The 15,355-nt window shown below is 62.3% G+C and carries 16 protein-coding genes; 9 read left to right on the forward strand and 7 right to left on the reverse strand.

Going from position 1 to position 15,355, the window contains the following annotated elements:
- Positions 1–143 precede the first annotated feature (143 nt).
- The 6 genes from QMK47_RS17105 to QMK47_RS17130 are packed head-to-tail and all read left to right on the forward strand — an operon-like array spanning position 144 to position 6,204.
- On the forward strand, positions 144–3,068 hold the full coding sequence (locus tag QMK47_RS17105; protein WP_320388823.1) for a monovalent cation/H+ antiporter subunit A: 2,925 nt from the start codon (positions 144–146) through the stop codon (positions 3,066–3,068).
- On the forward strand, positions 3,068–3,412 hold the full coding sequence (locus QMK47_RS17110) for a Na+/H+ antiporter subunit C (RefSeq protein WP_003202835.1): 345 nt from the start codon (positions 3,068–3,070) through the stop codon (positions 3,410–3,412). The genes QMK47_RS17105 and QMK47_RS17110 overlap by 1 nt, the downstream gene beginning before the upstream one ends.
- Positions 3,409–5,094, forward strand: a complete 1,686-nt coding sequence (locus QMK47_RS17115; protein WP_320388825.1) for a monovalent cation/H+ antiporter subunit D — start codon at positions 3,409–3,411, stop codon at positions 5,092–5,094. Before QMK47_RS17110 ends, QMK47_RS17115 begins: the two co-directional genes overlap by 4 nt.
- Positions 5,091–5,579 (forward strand): Na+/H+ antiporter subunit E, encoded by a 489-nt coding sequence (locus tag QMK47_RS17120; protein ID WP_063320694.1) that lies wholly within the window; start codon positions 5,091–5,093, stop codon positions 5,577–5,579. The genes QMK47_RS17115 and QMK47_RS17120 overlap by 4 nt, the downstream gene beginning before the upstream one ends.
- On the forward strand, positions 5,576–5,854 hold the full coding sequence (locus QMK47_RS17125) for a K+/H+ antiporter subunit F (RefSeq protein ID WP_253475726.1): 279 nt from the start codon (positions 5,576–5,578) through the stop codon (positions 5,852–5,854). The genes QMK47_RS17120 and QMK47_RS17125 overlap by 4 nt, the downstream gene beginning before the upstream one ends.
- Complete coding sequence (locus tag QMK47_RS17130; protein WP_003202843.1) at positions 5,851–6,204, forward strand: Na+/H+ antiporter subunit G; 354 nt, start codon at positions 5,851–5,853, stop codon at positions 6,202–6,204. Before QMK47_RS17125 ends, QMK47_RS17130 begins: the two co-directional genes overlap by 4 nt.
- Before the next feature lie 253 nt (positions 6,205–6,457).
- Here the strand turns inward: QMK47_RS17130 and QMK47_RS17135 are convergent, their stop codons facing one another.
- The 3 genes from QMK47_RS17135 to QMK47_RS17145 form a co-directional block, all read right to left on the reverse strand.
- Entirely contained in the window at positions 6,458–6,895 is a 438-nt protein-coding gene (locus QMK47_RS17135) for a DUF3995 domain-containing protein (RefSeq protein WP_253475729.1), read from the reverse strand.
- A gap of 138 nt (positions 6,896–7,033) precedes the next feature.
- Positions 7,034–8,044 carry an ABC transporter substrate-binding protein gene (locus QMK47_RS17140; RefSeq protein ID WP_320388827.1) on the reverse strand — a complete coding sequence of 337 codons (1,011 nt, stop codon included), beginning with the start codon at positions 8,042–8,044 and terminating at the stop codon, positions 7,034–7,036.
- A 187-nt stretch (positions 8,045–8,231) separates the two neighbouring features.
- Positions 8,232–8,681: a hypothetical protein gene (locus QMK47_RS17145; protein WP_003202850.1), complete on the reverse strand. Its 450-nt coding sequence runs from the start codon at positions 8,679–8,681 to the stop codon at positions 8,232–8,234.
- Between the two features lie 427 nt (positions 8,682–9,108).
- Here QMK47_RS17145 and QMK47_RS17150 point away from each other — a divergent pair, with 427 nt between their 5' ends.
- From QMK47_RS17150 to QMK47_RS17160, 3 genes are all read left to right on the forward strand, one after another.
- Positions 9,109–9,345, forward strand: a complete 237-nt coding sequence (locus tag QMK47_RS17150; RefSeq protein ID WP_320388828.1) for a hypothetical protein — start codon at positions 9,109–9,111, stop codon at positions 9,343–9,345.
- A 131-nt stretch (positions 9,346–9,476) separates the two neighbouring features.
- Positions 9,477–9,707 carry a hypothetical protein gene (locus QMK47_RS17155; protein WP_024619514.1) on the forward strand — a complete coding sequence of 77 codons (231 nt, stop codon included), beginning with the start codon at positions 9,477–9,479 and terminating at the stop codon, positions 9,705–9,707.
- Positions 9,708–9,794: 87 nt separating this feature from the next.
- Positions 9,795–10,031 (forward strand): DUF2789 domain-containing protein, encoded by a 237-nt coding sequence (locus tag QMK47_RS17160; RefSeq protein WP_258688488.1) that lies wholly within the window; start codon positions 9,795–9,797, stop codon positions 10,029–10,031.
- 144 nt (positions 10,032–10,175) lie between these two features.
- On the opposite strand, the gene QMK47_RS17165 is transcribed toward QMK47_RS17160, so the two are convergent.
- The 4 genes from QMK47_RS17165 to QMK47_RS17180 all read right to left on the reverse strand — a co-directional run bounded on the left by QMK47_RS17165 (position 10,176) and on the right by QMK47_RS17180 (position 15,301).
- Positions 10,176–11,843 (reverse strand): methyl-accepting chemotaxis protein, encoded by a 1,668-nt coding sequence (locus tag QMK47_RS17165; RefSeq protein WP_408980813.1) that lies wholly within the window; start codon positions 11,841–11,843, stop codon positions 10,176–10,178.
- A gap of 115 nt (positions 11,844–11,958) precedes the next feature.
- The gene (locus QMK47_RS17170) at positions 11,959–12,363 is read right to left on the reverse strand and encodes a TraR/DksA family transcriptional regulator (protein WP_003180518.1); all 405 of its coding nucleotides are present in this window, start codon (positions 12,361–12,363) and stop codon (positions 11,959–11,961) included.
- 327 nt (positions 12,364–12,690) lie between these two features.
- The gene (locus QMK47_RS17175) at positions 12,691–13,713 is read right to left on the reverse strand and encodes an ABC transporter permease (protein ID WP_003202861.1); all 1,023 of its coding nucleotides are present in this window, start codon (positions 13,711–13,713) and stop codon (positions 12,691–12,693) included.
- Positions 13,714–13,747: 34 nt separating this feature from the next.
- The gene (locus QMK47_RS17180; RefSeq protein ID WP_253475738.1) at positions 13,748–15,301 is read right to left on the reverse strand and encodes a sugar ABC transporter ATP-binding protein; all 1,554 of its coding nucleotides are present in this window, start codon (positions 15,299–15,301) and stop codon (positions 13,748–13,750) included.
- Positions 15,302–15,355 lie beyond the last annotated feature (54 nt).

Here is a 15,355-nt window from a genome sequence, read left to right on the forward strand (position 1 = left end):
CAAGCTCCCTCGCCACGGGTGATGTGTAGGGCGCAAAGTAAGAAAACTCCCCCTACCTTGTAGGATTCTGCGACACCCTCGCGGTTGGTGATCGGGAATACGCCACGTATGATCCCTCACAACCTCCCGCCGAATAGAAGCCTATGTCACTGATAGTTCTATTGCTTTTGCCCTTCATCGGCAGCTGTGTCGCGGCGCTGCTGCCGCATAACGCCCGTAACGCCGAATCACTGCTGGCCGGCCTCGTCGCCCTGGCCGGCACGGTTCAGGTGGCCTTGCTGTACCCGCAGATCGCCGACGGCGGCGTGATCCGCGAGCACTACACCTGGTTGCCCAGCCTGGGCCTGGATTTCGTATTACGCCTGGACGGCTTCGCCTGGCTGTTTTCGTTGCTGGTGCTGGGCATCGGCACGCTGGTGTCGCTGTACGCCCGCTACTACATGTCGCCGGACGATCCGGTGCCGCGTTTCTTCGCATTTTTCCTGGCGTTCATGGGCGCCATGCTCGGGCTGGTGATCTCCGGCAACCTGATCCAGATGGTGTTTTTCTGGGAACTGACCAGCCTGTTCTCGTTCCTGCTGATCGGTTACTGGCACCACCGCGCCGACGCTCGACGCGGTGCCTACATGGCGTTGATGGTGACTGGGGCCGGCGGGCTTTGCCTGTTGGCCGGGGTAATGCTGCTCGGCCATGTGGTGGGCAGCTATGAGCTGGACAAGGTCCTGGCCGCCGGTGACCTGATCCGTGCCCATGCCCTCTACCCCATTCTGTTGTCGCTGATCCTGATCGGCGCCTTGAGCAAAAGCGCCCAGTTTCCATTCCACTTCTGGCTGCCCCATGCCATGGCCGCCCCCACGCCGGTGTCGGCGTATCTGCACTCGGCCACCATGGTCAAGGCCGGGGTGTTCCTGCTGGCGCGGTTATGGCCGTCGCTGTCGGGCAGCGAAGAGTGGTTCTACATCGTCGGCGGCGCGGGGGCTTGTACGTTGCTGCTGGGCGCCTACTGCGCGATGTTCCAGAACGACCTCAAGGGCCTGCTGGCCTACTCCACCATCAGCCACCTCGGGCTGATCACCCTGCTGCTGGGCCTGAACAGTCCACTGGCGGCCGTGGCGGCGGTATTTCATATCCTCAACCACGCCACCTTCAAGGCGTCGCTGTTCATGGCCGCCGGGATCATCGACCACGAAAGCGGCACCCGCGACATTCGCAAGCTCAGCGGCCTGGTGCGGCTGATTCCGTTCACCGCGACCCTGGCCATGGTCGCCAGCGCGGCGATGGCTGGGGTGCCGTTGCTCAATGGTTTCCTGTCCAAGGAAATGTTCTTCGCCGAGACCGTGTTCATTTCCGCCACGGCCTGGGTCGAACTGGCGCTGCCGATCATCGCCACCATCGCCGGGACCTTCAGCGTCGCCTACTCCTTGCGGTTCACCGTGGATGTGTTCTTCGGCCCCAGCGCCACCGACCTGCCCCATACCCCTCACGAACCACCGCGCTGGATGCGCGCACCGGTGGAACTGCTGGTGTTCACCTGCCTGGTGGTGGGGATTTTCCCCGCCCAAGTGGTCGGCTCGTTGCTGGCTGCCGCCGCGTTGCCGGTGGTGGGCGGGACGCTGCCGCAGTACAGCCTGGCGATCTGGCACGGCCTGAACGCACCGATGATCATGAGCCTGGTGGCCATGTCCGGCGGCATCGTCCTGTACCTGCTGCTGCGCAATCAGCTCCGGCAAGGGCACATCAAGCACCCGCCGTTCATTGGCCGGCTCAGTGGCAAGCGCTTGTTCGAGCGCTGCCTGGTGCTGATGATGCGCCAGGGTCGGCGGTTGGAGCGCAAGATCAGTACCCGGCGCCTGCAAGCCCAACTTTTTTTCCTGGTGCTGGCGGCGGTATTGGCCGGGCTGATCCCGATGCTGCACAGCACGCTGGTCTGGGGCGACCGGCCGAAGATCCCCGGTTCCATCGTCTTCGTCACCCTGTGGCTGCTGGCGATCGCCTGTGCCCTGGGCGCGGCCTGGCAGGCCAAGTACCACCGGCTCGCGGCCCTGACCATGGTCAGCGTCTGCGGCCTGATGACCTGCGTGACCTTCGTCTGGTTCTCCGCTCCCGACCTGGCCTTGACGCAACTGGTGGTGGAAGTGGTTACCACCGTGCTGATCCTGCTGGGCCTGCGCTGGCTGCCACGGCGGATCGAGGACGTCTCGCCGCTGCCCAACAGCGAGCGGCGCGCGCGCATCCGACGCCTGCGGGACTTGCTGCTGTCCGGCGCCGTCGGCGGCGGCATGGCGCTGTTGTCCTATGCGATGCTCACGCGCCAGACGCCCAACGACATTTCTTCGTTCTACTTGAGCCGTGCCCTGCCCGAAGGCGGCGGCAGCAATGTGGTGAACGTGATGCTGGTGGACTTCCGCGGCTTCGACACTCTCGGGGAAATCACCGTGCTGGTGGCGGTGGCCCTGGCGGTGTTCGCCCTCCTGCGGCGTTTCCGCCCACCGAAGGAAAGCATGCAGTTGCCAGCACAACAGCGCCTGCTGGCGCCGGACGTGGTCACCGACCTGGTCAACCCGCGCCATGCCAGCGATACCGCATTGGGCTTCATGATGGTGCCGTCGGTGCTGGTGCGCCTGCTGCTGCCGATCGCCCTGGTGGTGTCGTTCTACCTGTTCATGCGCGGCCACAATCAACCCGGTGGCGGCTTCGTGGCCGGTTTGGTGATGTCGGTGGCGTTCATCCTGCAATACATGGTGGCCGGCACCCAGTGGGTCGAGGCGCAAATGAGCCTGCGACCGCTGCGCTGGATGGGCACCGGGCTGTTGTTCGCCACCGCCACCGGCCTGGGGGCGATGGCCGTGGGTTATCCGTTCCTGACCACCCACACCTGGCATTTCGAATTACCGCTGCTGGGTGATCTCCATGTGGCCAGCGCGCTGTTTTTCGACATCGGCGTGTACGCCGTGGTGGTCGGTTCCACCCTGCTGATCCTCACCGCCCTGGCTCACCAGTCGGTGCGGGCCCATAAGCCGGGCCTGCAAGCCAAACCCGTCGCCCCCGTCAAAGGAGCCACCGCCTGATGGAAGAAGTCATCGCAATCGCAATCGGCGTACTCGCCGCCTCCGGTGTCTGGCTGGTGTTGCGGCCACGGACCTTCCAGGTGGTCATGGGCCTGTGCCTGCTGTCCTACGGCGTCAACCTGTTCATCTTCAGCATGGGCAGCCTGTTCATCGGCAAGGAGCCGATCATCAAGGATGGCGTGCCCCAGGACCTGCTGCACTACACCGACCCGCTGCCCCAGGCGCTGGTGCTGACGGCCATCGTGATCAGCTTCGCCATGACCGCGCTGTTCCTGGTGGTGCTGCTGGCGTCCCGGGGCCTGACCGGCACCGACCATGTGGACGGTCGGGAGCCCAAGGAATGATGTTGACGCCTCATCTGATCGCCGCGCCCATCCTGCTGCCGCTGCTGACCGCCGCGTTGATGCTGATGCTGGGCGAGAAACACCGCCCGCTCAAGGCACGGATCAATCTGCTTTCCAGCCTGCTGGGCCTGGGCATCGCCGTGCTGTTGCTGTACTGGACCCAGGACCAGGCCCTGCCCGCGTCCATTGGCGTGTACCTGCCGGGCAACTGGCAGGCGCCGTTCGGCATTGTGCTGGTGGTCGATCGCCTGTCGGCGCTGATGCTGGTACTGACCGGCATCATCGGCGTCAGCGCCCTGCTCTTCGCCATGGCCCGCTGGGACCGCGCCGGGGCGAGTTTCCATGCGCTGTTCCAGATCCAGTTGATGGGCCTTTACGGCGCCTTCCTGACGGCGGACCTGTTCAACCTGTTCGTGTTCTTCGAAGTGCTGCTGGCGGCCTCCTACGGCTTGATGCTGCACGGTTCGGGCCGGGCGCGGGTGTCGTCGGGCCTGCATTACATCTCCATCAATCTGCTGGCCTCGTCGTTGTTCCTGATCGGCGCAGCGCTGATCTATGGCGTCACCGGCACGTTGAACATGGCCGACCTGGCCCTGAAAATCCCGCTGGTGCCAGAGGCCGACCGCGGCTTGCTGCACGCCGGGGCAGGCATCCTTGCGGTGGCGTTCCTGGCCAAGGCCGGCATGTGGCCGCTGAACTTCTGGCTGGTGCCGGCCTACAGTGCCGCCAGCGCACCGGTGGCGGCGCTGTTTGCGATCATGACCAAGGTTGGCGTCTACACGATCCTGCGCCTGTGGACGTTGCTGTTCTCAGGCCAGGCCGGCGCCTCGGCGTATTTCGGCGCCGACTGGCTGGTCTATGGCGGCATGGCGACCATCGTCTGCGCCGCCATCGCCATTCTCGCGGCCCAACGCCTGGAGCGCATGGCGAGCCTGAGCATCCTGGTTTCGGCCGGGATCCTGTTGTCGGCCATTGGCTTCGCCCAACCCAACCTGGTGGGCGCTGCGCTGTTTTACCTGGTGAGCTCGACCCTGGCGCTTTGCGCGCTGTTCTTACTGGCCGAGCTGATCGAACGTTCGCGCTCGGCCAATGAACTGGCCTTGGACGACGACTTCGACACCTTGCCGCGACCGCTGGAGTCCTTGCAACCGCCCAAGGGCATCAACCTCGACGACGAGCAGAAAGCCGTGGTCGGGCAAGTGATTCCCTGGACCATGGCCTTCCTTGGCTTGAGCTTTATCTTCTGTGCGCTGTTGATTATCGGCATGCCGCCGCTGTCGGGGTTCATCGGCAAGCTGAGCCTGCTCAGCGCCCTGCTCAATCCCCAGGGGCTCGGCGCCAGCGCCGGGGCACCGCTGTCGAACCAGGCGTGGGGCTTGTTGGCGTTGCTGATCCTCTCGGGGCAGGCCTCGCTGATTGCCTTTTCACGCCTGGGCATCCAACGTTTCTGGACGCCCCAGGAACGCCCGTCACCGCTGCTGCGACCGTTCGAATGCCTGCCGATCATAGTGCTGCTGGGCCTGGGCATCGCCCTGACTTTCAAGGCCGAGCCGTTGCTGCGCTACACCCAATCCGCTGCCGATGCGCTGAACAACCCGGAACATTATGTGATGTCGGTGCTCGCCACCCGCGCCGTGCCCACCCCAGAGACCCGCGCCGCGTTGCAGGAGGTGCAGCCATGAAACGCCTGTTTCCCGCCCCGTGGTTGTCCCTGGCGTTGTGGTTGCTGTGGCTGGTGCTGAACGTGTCCGTCAGCGCCGGCCATCTGCTGCTCGGCGCTGCACTAGGTTTCCTGGCCCCGTTGATGATGCGCCCATTGCGCCCACGGCCCATCCGTATCCGCCGGCCGTGGGTGGTGTTGCGCTTGTTCCTGCTGGTGGGTCGTGATGTGCTGGTGTCCAACGTGGCGGTGGCCTGGGGTGTGCTGAACGCCGGGCGCCGTCCGCCCCGCTCGCGGTTCATCAAGGTGCCGCTGGACCTGCACGACGCCAACGGCCTGGCCGCGCTGTCGATGATCACCACGGTGATTCCGGGGACGGTCTGGTCGGAACTGGCCCTGGACCGCAGCATCCTGTTGATGCATGTGTTCGACCTGGAGGACGAGGCGTCATTCATCGCGCATTTCAAGGCCACCTACGAGCGCCCGTTGATGGAGATTTTCCAATGAGCCCCTTGCTGTCCAATGCGATCCTGTCGAGCCTGTTCCTGTTCACCCTGGCGATGGTGTTGACCCTGTGGCGGCTGTTCAAGGGCCCGTCGGCGCAGGACCGGGTATTGGCCCTGGACTATCTGTACATCGTGGCGATGCTGATGATGCTGGTGCTGGGCATTCGTTATGCCAGTGATACCTATTTCGAGGCGGCCCTGCTGATCGCCCTGTTCGGCTTTGTCGGCTCGTTTGCCCTGGCCAAGTTCCTGTTGCGTGGCGAGGTGATCGAATGACCGGCGAACTGTCGATGTGGGTTGAAATCCCGGTGGCGATCCTGCTGGTGCTCGGCAGCCTCTTTGCCCTGGCCGGAGCGATCGGCCTGGTGCGGCTGAAGGATTATTTCCAGCGCATGCACCCTCCGGCCCTGGCATCCACACTGGGCGCCTGGTGCGTGGCACTGGCTTCGATCGTGTATTTTTCGGCGCTCAAGTCCGGGCCGGTGTTGCATGCCTGGCTGATCCCGATCCTGCTGTCCATCACCGTCCCGGTAACCACCCTGCTGCTGGCCCGGGCGGCGTTGTTCCGCAAGCGCATGGCTGGGGATGATGTGCCGGCGGAAGTGAGCAGTCGCCGAAACGACTGACCGATATCTCGAGCCGGTACAGCTTGTGTGGCGAGGGAGCTTGCTCCCGCTGGGCTTGTGTAGGAGCTGCCGAAGGCTGCGATCTTTTGATCTTTTGATCTTTTGATCTTTTGATCTTTCACTTGAGACTCAAGTGTCTGGGGGAAAGATCGCAGCCTCGTTGCACTCGACAGCTCCTACACAGCTCCTACACAACTCTTACACCTCAGCGGGAGCAAGTTCCCTCGCCACAACGGCGTTCGCCGTTAGAGGCTCAGGCCCACGCCACCGCCAGCAACCCGGCCCCAAGCACCACGCACAACGGCGAATAGACCCAGGTGTCGAGCCTGGCGAATGTCGAGTCCTTGACCTCCTTGAAGAAACCCACCAGCTCCGACTCGCCAATGGCCCGGGCGAACATCAGCAAGGCAATCGCGCTGATCAGCCACTGCAACGCCCGATGAGTGACCGGCTGCGCCAGCAGGCCGACCCGCAGGCACACCAGCAGCGCCACCATCAGCAGCGCCAGGGCCACCAGCAAGGTCAGCCAGCCCGAGGGATCGAACGCCGGTCGCAGCGCCTCCCCCTGCTTCACCGGCACCTGGGGCACCACTGCCTTGGTCGCCCACCGCCCACCCAGGGCCCAATACATATGAATCAAGCTGATGGTCGCAAACACTGCGACCAGCGACCGAGCCAATAAAAGCGTCATTCGCCAGCCTCCTGAAAAAGGTTGAACAATCATCCTAGCTCGAATTTGGCATTTCGCTGGACGGGCGTAGGTTGCCAGGTTCCAGTGAATGACTCATTGCCCAGGATCAAGAGTTCAACCTGCTGGCACGTTGGCGCCCTACAGGCCAGCTGACACCTTGTCCGCCACCTCCTTGGGCAGCCAGGCCTGCCAGACCTGTGGATGCGCCTTGAGGAACGCCTCGGCGGCTTCACGAGGTGGGATGCGCTTCTCGCTCATGTCGGCCAGGGCCTTGTTCAACGGTTCGATGGGCAAATCGACCTTGCTGAAGAACTCGGCAATCTCCGGGTATTGCTTCTGGAACGGCGCGGACACGCCAATCGACAGTTTCGAGGCCAGTGAGCGGGTCGGCTTCGGGTTGGGGTTATCGGCGTCGGTCAGGGTTTTCCAGGCCTCGGCATCGAACGGCGGCTCCTGCAACTGCACCAGCTTGAAGCGCCCGAGCAGCGGCGTGGGCGACCAGTAATAAAACAGGATCGGCTTGCCCCGGCGGATCGTCGAACTGATTTCCGCATCCAGCGCCGCCCCCGAACCGCTGCGAAAATTCACGTAGCTGTCAGACAGGCCATACGCCTTGAGCTTCTGTTTGTTGACCACCTCGGAAGTCCAGCCAATGGGGCTGTTGAGGAAGCGGCCCTTGTCAGGGCTCTCCGGATCCTTGAACACATGCTTGTAGCGCGCCAGGTCCTCGACACTGCGCAGGTCCGGCGCCAGGGGCTTGATGCCCTTGGCCGGGTCGCCCTTGATGACGTACTCGGGCACCCACCAACCTTCCGTCGCGCCTTTGACCGTATCACCCAAGGCGACCACCTTGCCTTCGGCCTCGGCCTTGACCCACACCGGACTGCGGCCGGCCCATTCCTCGCCGATCACCTGGATGTCGTTATTGGCCAGGGCGGTTTCCAGGGTAATGGTGGTGCCCGGCAATGTGTCGGTCTGCAACCCATAGCCTTTTTCGACGATGATCCGCAGGATATCGGTGATCAGGCTGCCGCTTTCCCAGTTCAAGTCGGCAAAGTGGATCGGCGCTGTGGCGGCCGACGTCGGAAGGGGTGAAACCAACACCGCGAAGGTGGCCCAGGCAGCCAGCCACTGTCGAACTCGTTTCATGCTTTGCACCTCATGCCAGATACAGCAATAGCTGAACGGCCCTGCGTAACCGAACGCAAGCCCTGAATAGTTCAGTCAATTGACTGTAGCCGAGGTTCCAGCGAGATCTTGCGAAACGGTCAGCGGTTTGGGCGCACAGCCCCCCCGCAAGCCCGATGCCTACGCGTTTTTCAGCGGTCTGAAGCGGTCACTCGCTGGCCTTGAAGGTCACCAGTTCGCCCTTGCGCCACTTGGCGGCCTTGGCGGTGACCGCTTTCAGGGTCTTGGTCAAGCCTTCTTGCAGTTGTTCGTTGGCCGCAAACACGGTCACCACGCTGTGGCCTTCCTTGAACAGGATTGCCTGACCACCGGGGGTCGTGACGAAGGCGTAATCGCCAAGCCCATAGACCGTCAGCTTGATTTCGCGAAAGCGGATTTCAAACTTGCCACCTTCGCGGCTGGGCAGCACCGCTGCGCGAAAATGATCACCGACCTTGAGTTCGAGCCTGGGCTTGTCATCGACCACCAGGGCCGACTCAGTGTCGATTTCGGCGACATAAATACCTTCGGCGGTCTGCTCGGTGATGTAGACGAAACGTGACTGGAAGAGTTTGACCAGTTTTGCCCGCAGGTCACCAAGTACGAATAACGCATGCATGTCGAGATTACTTACTGCCAAGGAAACATCCCCATCTTTGAAAAAGGCCCGCCCTCCGGAAAGGACGGACCACGAGAACCCGTGCCGACTGTAGTGTCGTAATGGACCTGTAACTGAAATTCGAAGTGAACGGCGCGCCCTGTCCCGGGCCGAGAGCAGACTAAAGGTTGCCGCTCTCGCCGTCTTTCCCGGGGGGGCGCCAGAGGCTGAAGGAAAAAGCCACTCTGAGCATCGGAAAAGATGGGACTACTAACTTTAGGGAAATTTCTCACTTAAAAAAGCATTTTTCTGACATCGAGCCCAAAAAAAATTGCTTTAGATAGGCGCAGCCGTCCACACGACACTGCCGATTCTAGAGCAGCCGAAGGCGTGGAGACTACTCGAAATACCCGGCAATTCGTCGGTAAACCATAGAAAAGGAATTCACATGGCCACTTTCACAACCCTGCTCCACCCCTTCCCACCTAGCATCGTTGATACAGCCGACAGCTTTGACGGCGTCGATTGCCTGCCTATTTCGTTGATACAACCGCGTTATCGGGTCGTTTTGGCCGGCAAGTGTTTTTTTCACATTGAGGAAACATCGACCGGACGTGTAAGAGGATTCCGAACCGATCATAACGAAGCCTGCTACCTGGCCAGGCGTCTCGAACGCAGCGCCTGAACTCATCTATGCCCGTCCATGACTTAACTCAGCCGTCGACGGGCAACTGCTGCCATACTGCCCGCCCAGCGCAGCCGTCGCCCATCGACGGATCGCGCACCCATAGTATGACTTCGAGGAGAAGGCGCGACGTGACGGAATTTGATATCGGCGAATTTTTTATCCGGGGCGAAGCCAGAGAAGTCGAAGGCGAGTTCCAGGCCGTCATCGTTATGCGCGCCAAGCCACCCTTGACCACCGTCAGTTGCCACCAGGTGGAGAAGGATCGTTGGTTCAAGACTGCGGAGATCGCGGCCGAGGCTGCCAGGGAAGCGGCCAAGGCGTTGAAGGTCGCCGTGGATGAAGGGGCCTTGAAAGCCTGAGCCCGATCGAACTCCTGATGAGCGCTTGCCTCAGATAAAGGGAAGCACCGAGGCGCCACGACGGCGCCCCGCCCAAAGGAGACTCCCATGGAACAACCTTCCCACGAACTCAAGACCCTGTTCGACCAACTGGGCCTGCCCTCCGACGGCAAGGCCATTGACGACTTCATCATCGCCCACCCGCTGGCTCCGGAAATCAAGCTGGTGGAGGCCGACTTCTGGTCGACCCAGCAAAAAGACCTGCTCCGGGAATGGCTGCTCGCCGACGGCGAAGAGGCGGTGCTGGTGGATCAGCTGAACGTGCGTCTGCACGATGGCAAGTAGCGGCAAGTCCCATTGGCGAGTGCACCACCGCTTTTGTGGCTATTGGGATTTACCTGTGGGAGCAAAGCTTGCTCGCGATGAAGACGACGCGGTTTTCCAGGGAACCGAGGCGCCTGCATCGCGAGCAAGCTTTGCTCCCACAGCCTAGCGCGGCTTCTCGGGTTTGTAGCCCAGGCGCAAGCCACCCCAGTGACGCCCCTTGAGCATGATCGGTACGGAAAGATCGTGCATCAACTCACCCGTGTCGCGGGTGTAGGTCTGGAGCAGCACGGGCTGCTGGTGGCTGCCGCAGCGGATCCCGGTGCGGTCGGAGAATTTGCGCTTGGTGCGGTTATTCAGCGTGTCTACCTGGGGATCGCCGGTCAGCGGCTGGCTGAAGACCTTGTTATGGGTCGGCACGTAGCCCTGCTGGGTGCAGGCAATCGCAAACACCAGGCCCTCATGCCGGGCAAGCAAGGGCTCTTGGATCGTCGGCAGTACCTGGTCGGTGTAGCGGTCGAAACGGGTCTGGAATTTGGCTGGCTGGGTATTGGGGATCGGCTGGTAGTTACGGTCGAACAGGTCCTCCAGGCTGACACGGCCCTGGTCGATATCGGCTTCGAACTGTGCAGCGATCTGGCTCGCCCCCTCCCGCGCCAGGTCGTAGACCCGTTGGTGATAATCGTCGAGGCCCACCTCGGCCAGGCGCTCGCTGATGGTTTCGGCCTGGCCTTCCATTTGCACCGCCGCCTCGGCCAGGCGCTGGGTCTGCTGGTCGCTGATGGACAGGTCGCCGCGCATCTGCTCGATGGCGTGGAACAGGCTGTCGAGTTGTTCGCGGTTGGTGTCGGTGCCTTCGGCGATGGCGCTGACCTGGGTTTCGACGCCGGCGGCGAGCCGAGCGATGTTTTCCAGATGCTGGCCGGTGTGCTCGACCTGCTGCACGCCGATGTCCAGGTCAGCGGCCAGTTGACGGATCTGCTCCACCACCTGGGCGGTGCGCTGCTGGATGTCGGCCACCATCACCCCGACCTCGCCGGTCGCCGCAGCCGTGCGCCCGGCCAGGCCTCGGACTTCATCGGCCACCACCGCGAACCCACGGCCATGCTCACCGGCCCGCGCCGCCTCGATGGCCGCGTTCAGGGCCAGCAGGTTGGTCTGGCTGGCGATCGACTGGATCACCAGGCTGACCCGCTGGATTTCATCGCTGCGCACACTCAAGGCCTCGATCAACTCACGGCTGTCATTTGCGCGCTGGCTGAGCTGGTGCATGCGGCTGATGGACTCCACCAGCTCGCTGCGCCCGGCCAGGCTGCTGCGATGGGCCTCGCTGGCGGCGCTCAGGGCTTGCTGGCTGAGTTGCGAAGTGGCTTGCTCGGTGGCGATCATCGATTCGGCATTGCTGACGATCTGCGCCGCCGCGTCGAGTTGGGACTGGACCTTGCCGGCCAGTTGCTTGACCGAATAGGCGACACCGGCCGCTGACAGCGCGTTATGGCTGGTGGTGTAGGACAGGTCGCGGGTCAGCTCGGCCAGTGTGTCGGTCGCGGGTGCGGGCGCCGCCGTCACGCGCGAACGCAGGCGCGGCAACCAGACGATGAGCATGACCAGCGGCAGGCCCAGGTACAGCGACCAGCCGCCCAGGGCCATGCCGCACAACAGCAAGGCCAGGGCGAGGCTCTGCAAAGTCGGCGTCAGCCAGCGCGCCGTGCTTTTTGTCTCAGGTACCGAGGCCGGCACTGCACCTGTCAGCGTTCCGTCTGTCGCCATGTTCGTCACCCACACTCTCGTTGTTATGACCGCATTAAACGCCACTACAGAGCCATTATCCATGGTCCATTAGTCGTGTTCTTGCAGCAGATCAACGGGAGTAGACGAACGAGCACGGGCGAAAGCAAAAGATCGCGGCCTTCGTCAAAAGGTCGCGATCTTTTTTGGAAAACGCGAATCAGGCCTGACGCTGGTGCTTGTCGATCTGTTCGTGACGTTCCTGGGCTTCGATGCAGTACTTGGTGGTCGGGCTGATCAGCAGGCGCTTGAGGCCAATAGCCTCGCCGCTGTCGTCGCACCAGCCGAAGCTGTCGTCGTTGATACGGTCCAGGGCCTGCTCCAACTGAGGCAGCATGCGCTGGTCGCGATCAATGGCGTTGACCAGCCAGGTACGCTCTTCTTCTACGGAAGCAGCGTCCGCCGGGTCAGCCGGGGTGTCCAGGCTCTCAATGGCGATTCGGTTCTGTTCGATGCGCTCGTGGGTTTCGACCTTCATGTTCTGCAACAGCTTGGTGAAGAAAGCCAGCTGCTCGGCATTCATGTAGTCATCCGCCGGCATGGCCAGCAACTTTTCCTTTGTCATTGATATCTCTATAAAAAAACGTGCATTAAGGCGAATTATGGAGCGTCCCGCAGCGCAGCTGCCACGCTCATCAGGAAGGCGCCGTCTATTCCAAGCGCCACCCGGCACTCAATTTAAGAGGGGCGGCAGTCTAAGGCCGAGTCGAGGCCTCAGCAACTGAAAACATAGGGAAAATGTCCGACAACCCCTTCAAATGTTCTCTGACAGGCTTTTGGCAGTCATCGGAGTGCGTTTATAACAAGAAATTCGGTGCAATAGCTGTATTAAGAAGACAAATGGCAACGCCACGCGGGTCAGGCGTGGCGCTTTGTCGCAACTTCCCGGGTATCAGCGCTTGAGTTTGCGCTTGTTGCGGTACTGGTCGATGACCACCGCCACCACGATGATCAGCCCCTTGATGATGTCCTGGATGTAGGCATCGACCCCGACGAAGGTGAAACCGCTGGCCATCACCCCAAGGATCAGCGCCCCGATCACGGTGCCGGTGATGCGCCCCACCCCGCCCGCCAGGCTGGTGCCGCCGATCACGGCCGCGGCAATCGCGTCCAGTTCATAGGACATGCCCATGCCCGCCTGCCCGGTCGCCGCCCGCGCCGAGGCCACCACGCCGGCCAACCCGGCCAGCAACCCGGCAATGCTGTAGACGATCACCAGGTGGCGCTTGACGTTGATGCCCGAGGTACGCGCCGCCTGCATGTTGCCGCCGATGGCATAGGTGTACTTGCCATACTTGGTGTAGCGCAGGGCGATGTGGAAGATCACTGCTACCACCAGGAAGATGATCACCGGCATCGCGCCATGCCCAATGGCGGTATAGGAATCGGACAGCATGCTCACCGGTTGGCCTTCGGTGTAGTAGCGCGCCAGGCCACGGGCCGAGACCATCATGCCGAGGGTGGCAATGAACGGCGGAATACCGGTAACGGCGATGATGCTGCCGTTGATCGCCCCGGCCAGTAGCCCTACGCCAAGCCCCGCCACCACCGGTATCCATACCGGCAAGTCCGTCAAGGAGGGAAACACCGCCCGGGCGAAGTCAGAAGTCTGGGCCAGGCTGGCGGCGATCATGGCCGACAGCGCCAGCACCGAGCCGGACGACAGGTCGATACCGGTGGTGATGATCACCTGGGTCACGCCGATGGCCAGCAGGCCGATGATCGACACTTGCAGGATCATCAGCACCAGGCGCTGGGAGTTCATCAGGAAACTCTGGTCGCGCATGATCCAGCCGAACATTTCGAACACCAGGCCGATGCCGATCAGCACCAGGAAGATACTCAGCTCCGTCGGCAGTCGCCGGCGCGCCCTGGCCGGTGCGGCCGCGGGTTTGTTTTCCAGTATCGCGTTCATAACCATTCACCTTTTTTATCTGGACTGACGGGCATCAGGACAGGCCTGAAGCCAATTGCATGACTCGTTCCTGGGTCGCTTCGCTGCGGTCGAGGGTGCCCATCAGGTCGCCTTCGTGCATCACCATGACCCGGTCGCTCATGCCCAGTACTTCCGGCAGCTCCGAGGAAATCATGATCACCGCCATGCCTTCGCTGGCGAGGTAGGAAATCAGTCGGTAGATCTCGGCCTTGGCACCGACATCGATGCCACGGGTCGGCTCGTCGAGGATCAGGATGCGCGGGTTGGTCATCAGCCAGCGGGCCAGCAGCGCTTTCTGCTGGTTGCCGCCAGACAACGTGTCGATGCACTGCTCCAGCGACGGGGTCTTGACCCGCAGCTTCTTGCACATGTCCTCACACAAGGCGCGCAGGGCTTTCTGCTGGATGAAGCCGTTGCCCACATAATGAGGCAGCACGGCCATCTCCATGTTTTCCAGCACCGACAGGCACGGGAACAGGCCACTGAGCTTGCGGTCCTCGGTCAACAGCGCGAAGCCTTTCTCGATGGCCATGTGCGGGTCGCTGATGCGCACCGGTTGGCCGTCCAGCAGGATTTCGCCGCCGGTACTCGGGGTCACGCCGAAAATCGCCTCGGCCACGTTGGTCCGGCCCGAGCCCATCAACCCGGCGATGCCCAGGATCTCCCCGGCATGCAGGTCGAAGGACACGCCTTTGAAGATGCCGTCCAGGCTCAGGTCGCGCACCGACAGCACCAAATCGCCGATGGGCTGCTCGCGCACCGGGAACAACTGGCTCAGTTCGCGCCCGACCATCATCGAAATCAGGCTGTCGCCGTCCATGCTGTCGGCCCGTTGCAGGCCGATGTAGGCACCGTCGCGAAACACCGCCACTTCATCGGCGATGGCAAACACCTCGTTCATTTTGTGGGTGATGTAGATGATGCCCTTACCTTGGGACTTGAGGTCGGCAATGATCGAGAACAGGTGGGCGACTTCGGTCTCGGTAATGGCCGAGGTCGGCTCGTCCATGATCAGGATGTCGGAGTCGTAGGACACGGCCTTGGCAATCTCTACCATCTGCCGCTCGGCGATGCTCAGGTTGCCGACCTGCTCCTCGGGGTCGAGCTTGATGCGCAGGCGCTCCAGCAGGCGGGCGGTGCAGCGATGCATCTCGCCATGGTCGACCATGTGCAGGCCATTGAGCTGCTCGCGACCGATCCAGATGTTTTCGGCGATGCTCATGTGGGGCATCAGGTTCAGTTCCTGATGGATCATCGCGATGCCGGCCTGCAAGGCCGCCAGCGGCGTGTCGAACGTCACCGGCTTGCCGCGCAGGCGCAGTTCGCCAGCGTCCGGCTGGTAGATACCGGCGATGATTTTCATCAAGGTGGATTTGCCCGCGCCATTCTCGCCCATCAGGGCCAGCACGGAACCGGGGCGTACCCGCAGTTGTACATCGGACAGGGCCACCACGCCGGGAAAGCCTTTGCTGACATTGACGACTTCCAGCAGATACGGTTCATCAGGTAATACGTCCGGCCGGAAAGTCATCGCCGGGGCGCTCGAAGCAGTCGCTGAAGCGAACATGATCAGGTACTCCCTCGGCAAGGTCGGCGTTGCAACCTTGCCTGTTTATTGTTG

It is taken from the genome of Pseudomonas sp. P9_35 (assembly GCF_034008205.1).
Lineage (GTDB): Bacteria > Pseudomonadota > Gammaproteobacteria > Pseudomonadales > Pseudomonadaceae > Aquipseudomonas > Aquipseudomonas kilonensis.